Raw genomic sequence first — 15380 nt, forward strand, 5'->3', positions numbered from 1 at the left:
GGCCGGGGCCCGCGTCCGCGCCGGCTGCCTCGCCGCGCTGCGCACAGCCGGGCCCGGGCTGCTGGCCGCCGGCCCGACCGCCGGTGAGCGGGTGTCGATGCTGCCCCGCCCGCGCGAACGGCCACCGGGCGCGACGCGGCCGCCGGACGTCTCGCGCACCCTGCGCCCACCTCGGCTGTGGGAGGGCCAGGTGGCCCGCAGGCTGCGGCAGGAGATGCGCGACCCGACGGACCCGACGCCCGGGCAGGACCGGCTCGACCCGCTGCTCGAGCAGCTCTACGCGGCGTACAACATGTGGTCGCTGGCCAGGGCGCTGGTCAGCTCCCGGCTGTGCCACGAGCTCGACGGCGCCCCGGGGCGAGCCGCCGACGAGCCGCTGGCCGCGGCCGTCGCCGCCACCGGCTGGCTGTGGCCGCTGCGCGGCGCCGCCGTGCTCACCGACCGCCCCACCGACCTGCACCTCGACCACGACCAGCGCCTGCACCGCGCCGATGGGCCCGCCCTGACCTGGGCCGACGGCTGGACCCTGCACTCGTGGCACGGCACGAACGTGCCACCCGACCTCGTCGCCGGCGCCGGCTGGGACGTGGGCCGGATCCTCACCGAACCCAACGCCGAGGTCCGCCGCTGCGCGATCGAGCGCATGGGCTGGGCCCGGTTCGTGGCCGCGACCGGGATGGCCCAGGTCGGCGCCGACCAGCCCGACCCCGGCAACCCCGGCCGCGTGCTGCGCCTCTACGACCTGCCCGACCGGCTGCGCGACCTCTACCCGCGACCGGCCAGGGTGCTGCTGGTCGTCAACGCCAGCCCCGACCGCGACGGCACCCACCGCGCCTTCGGCCTGCCCGTGCCGGCCGACGTCCCCGACGCGCTCGGCGCCGCCGCCGCGACGTTCGGGGTGAGCCGGGCGGAGTACGCATCGCTGGACCGCGCGACGTAACCCGAACAGCGGATAGCCCAGCGCCGGTCGGCGACGCATCGTGGCGTCTCGCCCGGAACCCCGTCGCCGTGTGATGATCACCGTGACACGCTGGGTGGCGGGCAGCGCCCACCGCACGGCAGCCCACCCCGACGACGGAGGAACCGCCTGTGGCCATCCTGCGAACCGTGCTCGACCGCGCCGGCGTCGGCACCCTGGGCGTCCTGGACTCCGAGATCGACGTGCCGATCCTCACCGGCGCCCAGCGGCAGGGCGACGTGATCGTGCTGAGCCGCCCCCAGCGCGCCCCGGCCACCACCCCGATCCCGCCGTCGGGCGTGCAGGTCGTGAAGGCGGAGGCCTCCTCCAACACCCACACCCTGCACTCGTGGGACGGCGCCTGCTCCTTCGACGCCGACCCCACCGGCGGCGACACCGGCCTCACCCTCGGCACGCTCACCGTGCCCGAAGGCGCCTCGGCGTACCTGGTGCACACCGAGGAGCACGGGGCCAACGGCATCGGCCCCGGCACGTACGAACTGCGCCGCCAGCGCGAGTTCGCCGGCGAGTGGCGCCGGGTGGCCGACTGACCCGCGGCGCCTTTCTTGAGGGGCCTCCGGCGTCGCCTTCGCGGCGGGCGACCTCTGATCTGCAGGGGCTTCCGGGGGCGGAGTGCCGCAGCGCGGCCGGGCGGGGCGTTCTCGCAGCACCAGGTGAGCGCCCGGGCCGCGTCTTCGCAGCGCCGGGTGGGTGTCGCCGCGCCGGGTGGGTGTCGCAGCGCCGGGTGGGCGTCGCAGCGCCGGCCGGGGCCTCGCAGCGCCGGGTGGGTGTCGCAGCGCCGGCCGGGGCCTCGCAGCGCGCCGGCGGGCTGCGAGGACCCCGCTGAGTCTGCGAGTCGACCCCAGAACACGCCCCCGGCCACCCCCGGCGCGGCCCGCCGGTGATCCACATCGTGGTCGCAGACTTTGTGTACTCGTCGCACACCCCCGGGCGCCTGCGACGGGTACAGAACCTCTGCGACGTGGGCCGGGCGCCCGGCCGGGCCGCTGACACCACCCCGACGAGCCGAACCTCCGCGCATGCGCCCTGTCGGGTTTCTGGAGTGGCCGCCGGGGCGGCGGTCCTCGCAGCGTCGGGTGCGTGCCGCAGCGCGAGGTGGGTCCTCGCAGCGGGCCGGCGGGCTGCGAGAGCACGGCTAGGTCTGCGAGGTGACCGAATCATGCACAGCTGAGCGCGCCGATCTGCGACCGCGACCCGGTCGGCCCACTTCGCAGAGTCCGCACGGTCTTCGCAGGGGCCACAGCACCTGCGATGACCCCCCCACCCCTGCGAAGACGACCGCGAGCCCGGCGCCGGGTGCGCGGGCCGGCGAGGGGCGGTGGGGATCCTCGCCTCAAACCGGTCGAGGTTGTCGGGGGCACGAGGCAGCATGGCTGTCGTGGCGGTAGCGGTGCCGAAGGCGGCGGGGAAATCGGGGGGACGGCTCGGCCCGTACCGGGACGTGCTGCGGCTGCCGGGGCTGCCGGCGCTGATGGTCCTGTCGCTGCTCTCGCGGGTGCCGGCGTCGGCGTCGGCCATCGTGCTCACCCTGCACGTCGTGCTCACCCTCGACCACGGCTACGCCGCCGCCGGCACGGTCGGCGCGGCCAGCACGATCGGCATGGCCGTGGGCGCGCCGCTGCTCGGGCGCCTCATCGACCGCTTCGGCCTGCGCCCGGTGCTGGCACTGGGGGCGTGCACGGAGATCCTGTTCTGGTCGGCGGCGCCCGTGCTGCCCTACGGGGCGCTGGTGGTCTGCGCGCTGGCCGCGGGGGCGCTCGGGGTGCCGCTGTTCTCCGTCGTCCGCCAGTCGATCGCGGCGATCGTGCCCGAGGCGCAGCGGCGCCCGGCGTTCGCCGTGGACTCGATGGCCGTCGAGCTGTCCTACATCATCGGGCCCGCGCTGGGCACGCTGCTCGTGCTGCAGGCGTCCTCGCCCGTCGCGGTGTGGGTCGTGGGTGCGGGGCGGGTGCTGTCCGGCATCGGGTTGTGGCTGCTCGACCCGCCCACCAAGACGGCCGGCACGGGCGACGAGCCCGCCCCGCCGATCCGCCAGTGGCTCGACCGCCGGCTGCTGGCGGCGCTGCTGGCCACGTCGGCCGCGGTCGTCGTGGTCTTCGGCACCGAGCTGTCCATGATCGCCGGGCTGCAGACCACCGGGCAGGCCGCGTGGATCCCGGTGGTCAACGGCGTGTGGTGCCTGGCCTCGCTGATCGGTGGCTTCGTCTACGGGGCGATGACCAGGGCGCCGTCGCTGCCGGTGATCACCGCCGCGGTCGGGGTGGCCGCGCTGCCGGTCGCGCTCGGCGGGGTGTGGTGGTCCTACGCGCTGCTGCTGCTCCCCTGCGGCCTGCTGCTCGCCCCGTCGCTGGCCGCCAGCTCGGAGGCGGTCAGCCGGCTCGCCCCCGAGCCCGCCCGCGGCGTCGTCACCGGCCTGCACGCCTCGGCCATCACCCTGGGCGCGGCCGCCGGCACCCCGCTGGCCGGCCTGCTCATCGACCTGGCCTCGCCGTCGGCCGCGGTGCTCACCGTCGGCGCCGCCGGCGTCGGGGTCGCGGTGCTCGCCGGGCTCCTCGGCGGCGTTACCGCGGGTCGCCGACCGGCCTCAGCAAGCTCTCACCCCCACTAGGGCACACTCGAACGGATGACCGCGCCGCCCGGGCAGCTCGACCCGATCACGCCCCCACCCCCGCCCGCCCGGCGCGGACACGGCCGCGTGGTCGTCCGCTACCTTGCCGCGCTGCTGTTCACCGCCGCCGCGGCGTTCACCGCGATCCCCGACCTCGTCGGCGTCGACCACCGCGGCCCGTTCGCCCGCGCCATCGCCTTCCGGCCGTGGGTGCTGCTGTTCGGGCTGATCGTGGTCGTGGTGCTGCTGGTGCTGGTCGTGGCCTGGCGCCGGGCCCGCGCCACGCTGCTGCCGTTCGCGGTCGGCGCGCTGGTCGTGCTGCTCGCCGGCGGCGCGACGATCATGCCCCGGGTGATCGCCGACCCGCTGCCCACCGCGGGCGAGCCGCTGTCCGTGCTCGCCTTCAACACCTTCGAGGGCAACGCCGACCCCGCCGAGCTGGCCGCGCTGATCACCGCCCAGCGCCCCGACCTGGTGTCGATCTCCGAGGCCGGCGAGCGCTTCGCGGGCGAGCTGATGCCGCTGATCGAGCCGCTGGGCTACCGCTGGGCGGTCTCCTCGAAGGCCAGCGCCGACATCGACGGCGTCGTCGCGCTGGTGTCCGAGCGGCTGGGCGAGGTGCGCTTCGACATCGGCACCGACTCGGCCAGCTTCCCCTACCTGCAGGTCACCGGCGGCGGGCTGGGCGAGCTCACCTTCGTCGCCTACCACGCCGCCGCCCCGACCTACTTCCGCTTCCCCCGCTGGCGCGACGACATGGCCCTGCTGGCGAAGTGGTGCGCCGGCGGCTCACCCGCGATCATCGCCGGCGACCTCAACGCCACCCTCGACCACTCGCTGCTGCGCAAGGGCATGACCGGCTGCACCGACGCCGCCGAGCAGCGCGGCCAGGGCCTGCTGTCGACGTGGAGCCCGACGGAGTCGACCGAGCTGTTCGGCCCGCAGATCGACCACGTGCTGTCCACCGCGGGCATCGACGCGGAGTCGTTCTCCGTGCACGAGATCGCCGGCAGCGACCACCGCGCCATCCTCACCACCGTCCGCGTCCCCTGACGGGGTCCCACGGCCGGCCGTGGGACCCGTCAGGCCGTCAGGACGCCGCGGCCCGTTCGGGCGCGTCGGGCAGGTGCACCTCGTCGAGCACGAAGCGCTCGATGTCCAGCACGAACCCGCGGACCCGGGTGCCGGGCAGCAGGAACGGGTCGTGGCGCAGCTGGGCCAGGTCGCGCCGGACGCTGATCGCCGGGTCGCGGAAGGCGTGGGTGCGCCACGGCGGGCGCATGCCCACCTCGTGGGCCAGCTCCTCGGAGAAGTCGTCGTCGGTGAACGTGCCCAGGCCGCAGCCGCTGTGCTGGACGAGCAGCACGTCGCGGGTCTGCAGCTTGCGCTGGCTGATCGTCAGCGAGCGGATGACGTCCTCGGTGACGACGCCGCCCGCGTTGCGCAGCACGTGCACCTCGCCGAGCTTGAGCCCGAACAGGGCGAACACGTCGATGCGCGAGTCCATGCACGTCAGCACGACCGTGTGCAGGGCGGGCGGGACGGCGAGGCCGTCGGCGTTGGCCGCGGCCAGCTGGCCGCCCCCGGCCTCGTAGCGGTCGATCAGCTCCTCGATGGCCACGCCCTACCCCCGGTCCGCCGCGATGGTCTCGGCGATCTCGTAGGTGTTGAGCGCGGCGCCCTTGCGCAGGTTGTCGCCGCAGAGGAACAGCTCGAGGGTGTTGGGGAAGTCCAGCGCCTGCCGGATGCGCCCGACCCAGGTCGGGTCACCGCCGACGGTGTCGGCCGGGGTGGGCCACTCGCCGTTGGCCGGGTCGTCGCGCAGCACGATCGAGGGCTGCGCGGCGAGCACCTTGCGGGCCTGGTCGACGGTGACCTCACGGGCGAACGTGGCGTGCACGGCCAGCGAGTGGGTGGTGACGACCGGGACGCGCACGCAGGTGGCGGAGACCCTGAGGTCGGGGATGCCGAGGATCTTGCGGGCCTCGTTGCGGACCTTCAGCTCCTCCGACGACCAGCCGTCGTCCTTGAGGGAGCCGGCCCACGGCACGACGTTGAGCGCCAGCGGCGCGGGGAACGGCGAGTCGGCCGGGTCGAGCCCGGCGGCGGCCAGCGCCTCGGCGACGTCGCCCGCGCGCACGCCCACCGGCTTGCCGGCGACGGCGGCGAGCTCGGCCTCCAGCCGGTCGATGCCGCCCTGCCCGGCGCCGGACGCCGCCTGGTAGGACGCCACCACGATGGCCTGCAGCTCGAACTCGCGGTGCAGCGCGCCCATCGCGGCCATCATCGACAGCGTCGTGCAGTTGGGGTTGGCGACGATGCCCCGGGGGCGATCGGCCGCCTTCTCGGCGTTGACCTCGGGCACCACCAGCGGCACGTCGGGGTCCATCCGGAAGGCGCCGGAGTTGTCGACGACGACCGCGCCGCGGGCCGCGGCGATCGGCCCCCACTCGGCGCTGACCTCGTCGGGCACGTCGAACAGGGCGATGTCGACGCCGTCGAAGACCTCCGGCGCCAGCGCCAGCACGGTGATGTCCCGCCCGCGGACCGGGATGACCTTGCCGGCCGAGCGCGCCGAGGCGACCAGCCGGATCTCCGACCACGGCACGCTCGGGCGGGCGTCGATGATCTCGATCATGGTGGTGCCCACGGCGCCGGTGGCGCCGACGATGGCGACGACGGGCCCGGCGTTCATCGACCACTCCCCGCGTAGACGACGGCCGCTTCGGACCCGCCGAGCTCGAACGCCTCGTGCAGCGCCGACACCGCGGTGTCGAGCTGGTCGGGGCGGCACAGCACGGAGATCCGGATCTCCGAGGTGTTCATGGTCTCGATGTTGATGCCGGCGTTCGACAGCGCCTCGCAGAACGTCGCGGTGACGCCGGGGTGGTTGCGCATGCCGGCGCCGATCAGCGACACCTTGCCGACCTCGTCGTCGTGCAGCACCCGCTCGAACCCGATCTCGGGCTGGACCGCGGTGAGCGCGGTGACCGCGCGCGGTCCGTCGACCTTGGGAAGGGTGAACGTGATGTCCGTGCGCCGGTCGCCGGAGTGGCTGATGTTCTGCAGCACCATGTCGATGTTGATGTCGGCCTCGGCGACGGTCCGGAAGATGCGCGCCGCCATGCCGGGCGTGTCCGGCACCCCGGTCACGGTGATCTTGGCCTCGGACCGGTCGTGCGCGACCCCGGTGATGATCGCGTTCTCCACGGGAATCTCCTCGATCGAGCCGGTGACCAGCGATCCCGGCTTGTCGTTGTACGAGCTGCGCACGCGCAGCGGGACGCCGTAGCGGCGGGCGTACTCGACGGCCCTCAGGTGCAGGACCTTCGCCCCGCAGGCGGCCATCTCCAGCATCTCCTCGTAGGTGATGGTGTCGAGGCGCTGCGCGTCGGGCACGATCCGCGGGTCGGCGGAGAAGATGCCGTCGACGTCGGTGTAGATCTCGCAGACGTCGGCCTCCAGCGCGGCGGCCAGCGCCACCGCGGTGGTGTCCGAGCCGCCGCGGCCGAGCGTGGTGACGTCCTTGGAGTCCTGGCTGACCCCCTGGAACCCGGCCACCAGCACGATCGCGCCCTCGTCCAGGGCGTCGCGCAGGCGCTGCGGGTTGACCTGCACGATCCGCGCGTCGCCGTGCTTGGAGGTCGTGATCATCCCGGCCTGCGAGCCGGTGAACGAGCGGGCCTGGTCGCCGAGGGCGTGGATGGCCATCGCGACCAGCGCGTTGGAGATGCGCTCGCCCGCGGTGAGCAGCATGTCCATCTCCCGCGGCGGCGGGGCCGGGGACACCTGCTCGGCGAGGTCGAGCAGCTCGTCGGTCGTGTCGCCCATGGCGGACACCACGACGACGACGTCGTTGCCCTCTTTGTGCGTGCGGACGATCCGCTCGGCGACCTTCTTGATCCGGTCCGCGTCCTGGACTGATGATCCGCCGTACTTCTGCACGACGAGGGCCACCGCCGACCTCCTGTCCTGGCGCGGCTAGTGGTGCACGCGACCGTCGGATTCCGCGCGCCCGGAACCCGTCGGCGACCGGGCGCTGGTCGGAAATCCACCCTACCGGCCCGGTCCCGTGTTCCCGACCGGTTTCGATCCATGCCACAACCGGGCGCCACCCGATGCGGTGAGGACGGCCTCGGGTCACCGGCCCGGGCGCGAGGACCGCCGCCACTACCGTGGGGCGGTGGACCACCGCGACCTGCACGCCGCCCAGGCCGCCCGGTGGCGGGCCGTCGACCCGCTGCTGCCCCCGCCGCCCGCACCGCGGCCCGACCCGATGGGCGTGCCGGGTGGCCACGGCTGGCTCCGCCGCACCGACCCGGACCCGCGCAGCGTGGCCGCCACCTGGAGCGCGGCCCGCGTGCACCGGCTCGACGCGCACGTCGCCGGCGACGACCCGGCCGGGGCGCTGGGCGCGCTGCTCGACCGCTGCGAGCCGCTGCTCGGTCCGGCCGGCGACCAGGACAGCACCGTCGAGGTGCTCTGGCCCAGCCGCGACACCGCACCCGTGCTCGCGCTGAACCGGCGCGGGTTCGGCGCGGCGACCGTCATCGCGGTCCGCCGCACGGGCGGGGTCGACGCGCCGACGCCGGCCGGCGTCCGGATCCGGCCCCTGGCGCCATCCGACGTGGACACCGCGACCGAGCTGCACCTGGGCATCGTCCGGTTCGACGCGCAGTTCGGCGCGGTCGGTGAGCGCCCCTCGACCGCGAGTCTGATGCGAGAGGAGCTGGCCGGCCGCGCGGACGGGGCCGACGTGACCGCGTGGGTCGCCGAAGCGGCGGATCGCATGGTCGGGCTGTGCGAGGTCGACCCGCCCGACCGCGCCGGCTGGATCGCCCCGCTGTGCGCCGACGGACCGGTCGGCTACCTGAGCTCGCTCTACGTCGACCCCGCGGTGCGCGGCGGCGGGCTCGGCGCGGCGCTGCACGCGCACGCCGACGCGGCCCTGCTCGCCGCCGGCGCCACCCGCACGCTGCTGCACCACTCGCCGCCGAACCCGCTGTCCACGCCGTTCTGGTACGGGCAGGGCTACCGCCCGCTGTGGACGTCGTGGCGGCGCCGGCCCGCGGTGCTGGTCAGCGGAAGCCCTCCCAGCGGATGCTGACCGCGCCGAAGAACGCGGCGAGCAGCACGAGGCGGAGCAGCAGCGCGAGCGGCGGCAGCCCGAACACGAGGTCGGTGACGAGCCCGACGGCCGCGATCACCGCGAGCAGGACCGGGCCCCAGCGCCGCCACGCCCAGGTGCCCGCGCAGGCCGCCAGGGCGAGCAGGCAGAGCACCACCCCGAACACGGCCAGGCCGCCGACCGACTGGCCGTGCGACACCGCGTTCTGCCAGTCGGTGACGAGCAGGACGAGCGTGAGCAGCTGGGCGAGCGTGATGAGGACGAGCAGGGTGGTCAGCGTGCCGCCGCGGCGGCGGGTCTCGGTGCTGGTCACGGGGATCACCGGTCCGATCGGGACGTCGGGGTGGGACCCGGTGAGTACCTCACCGCCCGCTTCAGGACCGCTTCAGCGCACTACCGTGGTGACGTGGACGTCGGCGAGCTGTACGCGGCCCAGGCCGCCCGGTGGCGCGCCGCCGACCCGCTGCTCCCGGCCCCCGAGCCGCCCGCTCCCGACCCGGTCCTCGTGCCCGGCGGCGCCGGCTGGACCACCCGCAACGACGTCGACCCGGAGGGCATGAGCGCGTCCTGGACGGGCCTGCGCAACCACGGGCTCAGCGCGCTCGTCGCCGGTCCCGACCCCGCCGCCGCGCTCGGCGCCCTCCTCGACCGCTGGGAACCCCGCCTCGGCCCGCCGGACGACGACGAGAGCACCGCCGAGGTCGTCTGGCCCAGCCGCGACACCACCCCGCTGCTGGCGCTGGCCCGGCACGGCTTCGCCCCGGCCGTCGTGCTGGCGGCGGGCCCGACGGGACGCGCGGCCCCCGCGCCGGCGACCGACGTCGTGATCCGCCCGGCGCGCGGGGCCGACGTGGGCGTCGTCGCCCGGTTCGGCCTGGAGATCGTCCGCTACGACGGCCGGTTCGGCGCGCTCGGCGAACGCCCGTCGACCCTCCCGCGGCTGGTCGAGGGCTACGCGGCGGCCCTGGCCCGCCCGATCGAGTCCGTCTGGCTGGCCGAGCGGGACGGCCGCCCCGTCGGCATGTGCTCGGTCGACCCGCCCGGGTACGCCGACGAGGCCCGGGGCCTGTGCGCGGCGCCGACGGTCGGCTACCTCGGTTCGATGTACGTCGACCCGGCGGCGCGGGGCGGCGGCATCGCCTCGGTGCTGCACGCCGTCGCCGACGGGGCGCTCGCGGCGGCGGGTGCGGGGGTGACGCTGCTGCACCACGCCGTGCCCAACCCCGTCTCCACCCCGTTCTGGTACCGCCACGGCTACCGTCCGCTGTGGACCCACTGGCAGCGCCGGCCCGCCCTCCGCGCCCCCGCCCGCCGGTGACGCCCGGGGGCCCCGGGCGTCAGCCGAGGCGGCGGACCAATCGCACGACCACCACCATGATCAGGTACCAGAGCAGCGCGGCGACGCCGTAGTTGAGGATCACTGCGACCTGCGGGTTGTCCGGCACGAACAGGCCGTCGAGGCCGAGGTCGAGGTAGTCGGCTGCGCGCGCGACCAGCTGGGTCACCTCGTGGGCGGGGTTCGCCAGCAGGGTCAGCAGGATGTGCAGCACCAGGACGGCGACGAACGCGAGGCCGATGAACCGCAGCACGTTGGCCGCGGTGTCGGTCCCGCGGCGAGCTACCACCATCCGGTCAGTCCTCCCCCGTCGGGCACCGGTCCGCCGACACGCATAGTGGACCACGTCGCCCGGATCGGCACCCTGCCGCGCCGGGCCGGCTCCCCATGGCCCGGCGAGATGCGCGGCGAGGTTGGGGGACGAGGTTGCGGGGACGGGGGGCGGAGGGGTTATGGTCGTGGTGTGGCGCGCCTGCTCCTTCGTCGCCGCGGCGGGGTCTGACCGACCGGCCCTCCGTCGCGGGTCGTGGCGTGCGCCGGTCTTCCCATGACCAGCCCACCCCAGGAGCACTCCCGATGACCACCTCCCCGGACGCCTACGTGTCGTCCAGCGCCAGCCGCCTGCGCACGCCCGACCGCCCGGTCCCCGATACCCAGCCGGTGTGGAACCCGCAGCGCGGCTCGCACCTGCCGGTCCACCGGTACCGCCCGTTCCACGAGTTCGTCGAGCCGGTATCGCTGCCCGACCGCACCTGGCCGGACAAGCGGATCACCACGGCCCCGCTGTGGTGCGCGGTCGACCTGCGCGACGGCAACCAGGCGCTGATCGACCCGATGTCCCCGACCCGCAAGCGCCGGATGTTCGACCTGCTGGTGCGGATGGGCTACAAGGAGATCGAGGTCGGGTTCCCGGCGGCCAGCCAGACCGACTTCGACTTCGTCCGCGAGATCATCGAGCAGGACCTCATCCCGGACGACGTCACCATCCAGGTCCTGACCCAGGCCCGCACCGAGCTGATCGAGCGCACCTACGAGGCGTGCGAGGGCGCGCCGCGGGCGATCGTGCACCTGTACAACTCGACGTCGATCCTGCAGCGGCGGGTCGTGTTCCGCTCCGACCGCGCCGGCATCTCCAAGATCGCCACCGACGGCGCGGAGGACGTGCTGCGGTTCAGCGAGAAGTACCCGAACACCGACTGGCGCTTCGAGTACTCCCCCGAGTCCTACACCGGGACCGAGCTGCAGTACGCCGTCGACGTCTGCAACGCCGTCAGCGAGCTGTGGCAGCCCACCCCCGAGTCGCCGATGATCGTCAACCTGCCGGCGACGGTGGAGATGGCCACGCCGAACGTCTACGCCGACTCCATCGAGTGGATGCACCGCAACCTGGCCCGCCGCGAGGGCATCGTGCTGAGCCTGCACCCGCACAACGACCGCGGCACCGGCGTCGCCGCCGCCGAGCTGGGCTACCAGGCCGGCGCCGACCGCATCGAGGGCTGCCTGTTCGGCAACGGCGAGCGCACCGGCAACGTCGACCTGGTCACCCTGGGGATGAACCTGTTCACCCAGGGCATCGACCCGCAGATCGACTTCTCCGACATCGACGAGATCCGGCGCACCGTCGAGTACTGCAACCAGCTGCCCGTCGGCGAGCGCCACCCCTGGGGCGGCGACCTGGTCTACACCGCGTTCTCCGGCTCCCACCAGGACGCGATCAACAAGGGCTTCGACGCCATGAAGACCGACGCGGCCGAGGCCGGCGTCGCGGTCGACGACTTCCGCTGGGAGGTCCCGTACCTGCCGGTCGACCCCAAGGACATCGGCCGCACCTACGAGGCCGTGATCCGGGTGAACTCGCAGTCCGGCAAGGGCGGCGTCGCCTACATCATGAAGACCGAGCACCAGCTGGACCTGCCGCGGCGGCTGCAGATGGAGTTCAGCCGCGTCGTGCAGGAGCTGACCGACTCCGAGGGCGGCGAGATCTCGCCCAAGGAGATGCGCGACTGCTTCGAGACCGAGTACCTGGACCGCGTCACCCCGCTCAAGCTGATCCGCCACCGGCTGACCAGCGACGGCGAGGGCAACGACGAGATCGTGGCCACCGTGCGGGTGGAGAACGACCTGCACGAGATCACCGGCACCGGCAACGGGCCGCTCGCCGCGTTCGTCGACGCGCTGGCCGGGATCGGCTTCGACATCCGCGTGCTGGACTACCAGGAGCACGCCATGTCCGCCGGCGACGACGCCCGCGCGGCGGCCTACGTCGAGTGCGCGGTGGAGGACACCGTGCTGTGGGGCGTCGGGGTGAACGGCTCGCTCGTCAACGCCTCGCTGAAGGCCGTCGTCTCGGCGATCAACCGCGCCATGCGCTGACCCGCGCGCCCCGTCGAGAACGAAGTTGCCGTGCAGTGGACCGGTCCATTTGCACGGCAACTTCGTTCTCGACGGTCAGTCGGTGACGGAGTTGAGCAGGGCCAGGTAGCCCTTGGCGTAGCCGTCGCGGTTGGGGTGGAAGGACTCGACGATCCGCGCGGCGCTGAACGGGTTGATCCACGGGTCGGGGCCGCAGGCGCCGTGGCCGGCGAAGTGGTCGCGGACGTCGACGTACGCGACGCCCGCGGCGGCGGCCCGATCGGAGATGACCTCGTGCAGGGCGTCGGCGCCGCGGTTGAGGTCGGCGCGCTTGCTCGGCGTCAGGCAGGCGCCGTCGGGTTCGACGAGGCGGGGGTACCCGAGGACGACGACCTCGGCCCGCGGCGCCCGCTTCTCGATCGTGGCGTAGGTGGCGTCGAGGCGACCGGGGAGCGTGGTCTCGCCGCTGCGCACGGCCTGGTCGACGGCCGCGGTGCACTGCGCGTCGGTGCCGGTGACGCATCCGAGCACGACGTTGATGAACCCGACGTCGTTGCCGCCGATGGTGATCGTCACGAGGTCGGTGCGGTCGGAGAGCGCGAGGAACTGCGGCCCCATCTGCTGGCTGGTCACCCCGCCGCAGGCGGTGAACAGGAACGAGGAGACGTCGTGGGTCGCCGCCCAGCGGGGGCCGTAGGCGGCGGCGCTCTGGAAGCACAGGCCGTAGGGCGGGGCGCCGGCCCCGGAGGAGTAGGAGTCGCCCATGGCGACGTAGTCGACCGGATCGGCGGCGTGCGCCGGTGCGGCCGCGAGGGTGAGCGCGAGGGCGACGGACGGGAACAGGAGCGCGAGCCGACGTGATCTGCGCATGCCGGGAGGACCTTTCGCCGATGAAAGGACGTGCGGGGCCCGCTGAGGTTACTGGCGGGTAACGAGACTGGGCCCGGCCGGCCGTCTCAGTTAGGCGCGGGCCCGTTCCGCCCACGCGCACGTAGGGCGGGGTGCGTCGATGTCGGTGTCGACCGGCCGGTGCACGAACAGGCCGTCGATCAGCACCGCGAGCAGCCGACGGGCCGCCACCGGGCCGTCCGGCTCGCGAGCGGCGGCGGTCAGGGCCCGCAGGATCGGCTCCAGGTCGGCGGGCTCGACGTCGCCGCGCAGCTCGCCGTCGGCCTGCGCCTGGCGGAACGCCGGGGTGAGCACGGCGATCAGGGTGCGCCGGTGGCGGTGGCGCCTGCGCTCGGCCACCTCGTCGAGGTCGACGACCCAGCCCAGCGAGGCGACGGTGGCCAGCACGGCGTGCAGCAGGTCGCGGAACACCGGTCGCTCCCGGCGGGCCAGCGCGCGGCGCAGCGCCGCGAACCCGCGCTCGGCGACGGCGGCGCCGAGCGCCTGCCGGTGCGGGAAGTGCCGGTAGACGGTGGCCCGGCTGACCCCGGCCCGCAGGGCGATCTCGTCGAACGACAGCGGGCCGGAGCACGCGGCGGCCACCCGCAGGATGCGCTCGCGCGTCTCGACGGCGTCGCGGCGGCGCGGGGGGCGTGCGCGGTCCACGGTCGACCTCCTCGTCCCCCCGGGGCGGAGATCGTCACAGGCGCCGGCCGCCGCCGGCAAGGTGGCGTTGCCCATCCCCCGTTCGCCGCAACCCCGGCCGTCGAGAACGAAGTTGTCGTGCAATGGACCGGTCCACACGGACGACAAGTTCGTTCTCGACGGTCAGGGGGTGGCGCGGCGACGGCCCTCGGTGAAGAACGCGGCGAGCGCGGCCGCGTCGGTGAACTCGTCGGCCGGGCGGAGGGCGCCGAAGGGGGCGTTCCAGAACTCGCCCTCCCGCGGGCTCCACGGCCCGACGTAGGCGTACGGACGGGGCTCGCCGGCGTCCCCGGGCGAGACGCCGTAGTTGACCTCGTCCACGGCGATCGCGAGGTCGAAGTGCTCGGGCCAGAGCACCGGCTCGACCTCCGGGGCGAACGAGCGCAGGGCCGAGTCGCCGAGCGTGAACCAGGCCGTGACCAGGGCAGCCGCGGTCGGGTCGAGGTCGATCGGCTCGTCGGGGTCGATGCCCGTCGTGTCGCTGTAGACGCCGCTCGGCGCCCCGACCTCGACGCCGGCCGCCGCCGCGACCTCCCGGTAGGTGCCGACCAGCGGCACCCGACCGGCCGGGCCGACGAGGTCGCTGCCCTCGACGCGCGGCTCGCCCGCCACCCAGCCGAACCCGCCGGGCACGACCCGCAGGCGGATGGTCCCGGCGGCCCGGTGCTGCGGGCCGGCCAGCAGCAGCTCGGCGGCCCCGTGCAGGGACCGCCTGGTGCGGGTGAGGGTCTCGGTCACGCGCTTCTCCTTGTCACCCGCCACCGAAGGCGGTCGTCACGCACCAACTCACGAACTGGCGGGGGTCTTCCCGGTCCAGGACGGCGCGCCCGGTGTGCACGGCCTCGGCCATCGCGGCGCCGTCCCGCAGCGCCCGGTGGACGCCGGTGGTCAGCGGCACCGACTCCGGGTCGCCGACGGGGGCGCTGTTCGCCGCGACCGCGGTCGACCCGCGGGCCATCAGCGCGCTGACGAAGCCGAGCACCTCGTTGCCGTCGTAGACGAACCCGTTCGCCGAGTCGCACGCGGCCAGCACCACCCGGCGCGGGGCGGCGCCCAACTGGTCCAGCGCGTGCAGGGTCAGGTCGCCGCCGCACAGCCGCAGCGCGGAGAAGGTCGGGTTGTCCACGCGCAGCAGGCCGTGGCAGCCGAGGTGGGCCAGGTCGGCCCCGGACAGCGCGGCGATCACCGCCGGCACCGTCGACCGCGGCGGGGCGAGCACGGTGGCCCCGGGGAAGAGCGCGGCCAGCTCGTCGACCTCGCGCCGGGCGCCGGCCAGGTCGGGGCCGGCGACCAGCACGGTGCCCGCCGGGCCGGCCGGCGCGGCCGCGCCGCCGACCGGCAGCGACCGCACCCACGACGACACCTACGGCGCCACCGCGACCGG

The 15380-nt window shown here is 74.7% G+C and carries 16 protein-coding genes; 7 read left to right on the top strand and 9 right to left on the bottom strand.

The features are described from left to right. The 4 genes from KIK08_RS31205 to KIK08_RS31220 form a co-directional block, all read left to right on the top strand. The coding region (locus KIK08_RS31205) for a DUF6745 domain-containing protein (protein ID WP_408004762.1) at nt 1–940 on the top strand (940 nt) is incomplete at its 5' end. Between the two features lie 149 nt (nt 941–1089). Further along, the gene (locus tag KIK08_RS31210; RefSeq protein ID WP_214406900.1) at nt 1090–1509 is read left to right on the top strand and encodes a DUF8820 family protein; all 420 of its coding nucleotides are present in this window, start codon (nt 1090–1092) and stop codon (nt 1507–1509) included. 848 nt (nt 1510–2357) lie between these two features. Further along, nucleotides 2358–3587 (top strand): MFS transporter, encoded by a 1230-nt coding sequence (locus tag KIK08_RS31215; RefSeq protein ID WP_214406901.1) that lies wholly within the window; start codon nt 2358–2360, stop codon nt 3585–3587. Nucleotides 3588–3602: 15 nt separating this feature from the next. Beyond that, nucleotides 3603–4640: an endonuclease/exonuclease/phosphatase family protein gene (locus tag KIK08_RS31220; RefSeq protein ID WP_214406902.1), complete on the top strand. Its 1038-nt coding sequence runs from the start codon at nt 3603–3605 to the stop codon at nt 4638–4640. 37 nt (nt 4641–4677) lie between these two features. On the opposite strand, the gene KIK08_RS31225 is transcribed toward KIK08_RS31220, so the two are convergent. Genes KIK08_RS31225 through KIK08_RS31235 form a run of 3 tightly spaced genes read right to left on the bottom strand, consistent with a single transcriptional unit; the run spans nt 4678 to nt 7544 of the window. Beyond that, nucleotides 4678–5208, bottom strand: coding sequence for a beta-class carbonic anhydrase (locus KIK08_RS31225; protein WP_214406903.1), 531 nt, complete (start codon nt 5206–5208; stop codon nt 4678–4680). 3 nt (nt 5209–5211) lie between these two features. Continuing rightward, a complete protein-coding gene (locus tag KIK08_RS31230) occupies nt 5212–6282 on the bottom strand; it encodes an aspartate-semialdehyde dehydrogenase (RefSeq protein ID WP_214406904.1) in 1071 nt (356 codons plus the stop codon). Next, complete coding sequence (locus tag KIK08_RS31235) at nt 6279–7544, bottom strand: aspartate kinase (RefSeq protein ID WP_214406905.1); 1266 nt, start codon at nt 7542–7544, stop codon at nt 6279–6281. The genes KIK08_RS31230 and KIK08_RS31235 overlap by 4 nt, the downstream gene beginning before the upstream one ends. Before the next feature lie 226 nt (nt 7545–7770). On the opposite strand from KIK08_RS31235, the gene KIK08_RS42025 reads away from it, so the two are divergent. After that, the gene (locus KIK08_RS42025; protein WP_214406906.1) at nt 7771–8694 is read left to right on the top strand and encodes a GNAT family N-acetyltransferase; all 924 of its coding nucleotides are present in this window, start codon (nt 7771–7773) and stop codon (nt 8692–8694) included. On the opposite strand, the gene KIK08_RS31245 is transcribed toward KIK08_RS42025, so the two are convergent. Then, nucleotides 8666–9028 (bottom strand): hypothetical protein, encoded by a 363-nt coding sequence (locus tag KIK08_RS31245; protein WP_214406907.1) that lies wholly within the window; start codon nt 9026–9028, stop codon nt 8666–8668. The genes KIK08_RS42025 and KIK08_RS31245 overlap by 29 nt on opposite strands. A gap of 93 nt (nt 9029–9121) precedes the next feature. On the opposite strand from KIK08_RS31245, the gene KIK08_RS41220 reads away from it, so the two are divergent. After that, the gene (locus KIK08_RS41220; protein ID WP_214406908.1) at nt 9122–10033 is read left to right on the top strand and encodes a GNAT family N-acetyltransferase; all 912 of its coding nucleotides are present in this window, start codon (nt 9122–9124) and stop codon (nt 10031–10033) included. Nucleotides 10034–10052: 19 nt separating this feature from the next. On the opposite strand, the gene KIK08_RS31255 is transcribed toward KIK08_RS41220, so the two are convergent. Then, complete coding sequence (locus KIK08_RS31255) at nt 10053–10343, bottom strand: hypothetical protein (RefSeq protein WP_214406909.1); 291 nt, start codon at nt 10341–10343, stop codon at nt 10053–10055. Nucleotides 10344–10627: 284 nt separating this feature from the next. On the opposite strand from KIK08_RS31255, the gene leuA reads away from it, so the two are divergent. Beyond that, nucleotides 10628–12424, top strand: coding sequence for a 2-isopropylmalate synthase (leuA, locus tag KIK08_RS31260; RefSeq protein WP_214406910.1), 1797 nt, complete (start codon nt 10628–10630; stop codon nt 12422–12424). A gap of 75 nt (nt 12425–12499) precedes the next feature. Here the strand turns inward: leuA and KIK08_RS31265 are convergent, their stop codons facing one another. The 4 genes from KIK08_RS31265 to KIK08_RS31280 form a co-directional block, all read right to left on the bottom strand. Beyond that, nucleotides 12500–13273 carry an SGNH/GDSL hydrolase family protein gene (locus KIK08_RS31265; RefSeq protein WP_214406911.1) on the bottom strand — a complete coding sequence of 258 codons (774 nt, stop codon included), beginning with the start codon at nt 13271–13273 and terminating at the stop codon, nt 12500–12502. Nucleotides 13274–13363: 90 nt separating this feature from the next. Then, a complete protein-coding gene (locus tag KIK08_RS31270) occupies nt 13364–13957 on the bottom strand; it encodes a TetR/AcrR family transcriptional regulator (RefSeq protein WP_308258012.1) in 594 nt (197 codons plus the stop codon). Between the two features lie 162 nt (nt 13958–14119). Then, nucleotides 14120–14734, bottom strand: a complete 615-nt coding sequence (locus KIK08_RS31275) for a hypothetical protein (protein ID WP_214406913.1) — start codon at nt 14732–14734, stop codon at nt 14120–14122. A 13-nt stretch (nt 14735–14747) separates the two neighbouring features. Then, complete coding sequence (locus KIK08_RS31280) at nt 14748–15347, bottom strand: CHAT domain-containing protein (protein ID WP_214406914.1); 600 nt, start codon at nt 15345–15347, stop codon at nt 14748–14750. Nucleotides 15348–15380 lie beyond the last annotated feature (33 nt).

This window comes from Pseudonocardia lacus, assembly GCF_018531445.1.
Classification (GTDB): Bacteria; Actinomycetota; Actinomycetes; order Mycobacteriales; family Pseudonocardiaceae; genus Pseudonocardia; species Pseudonocardia lacus.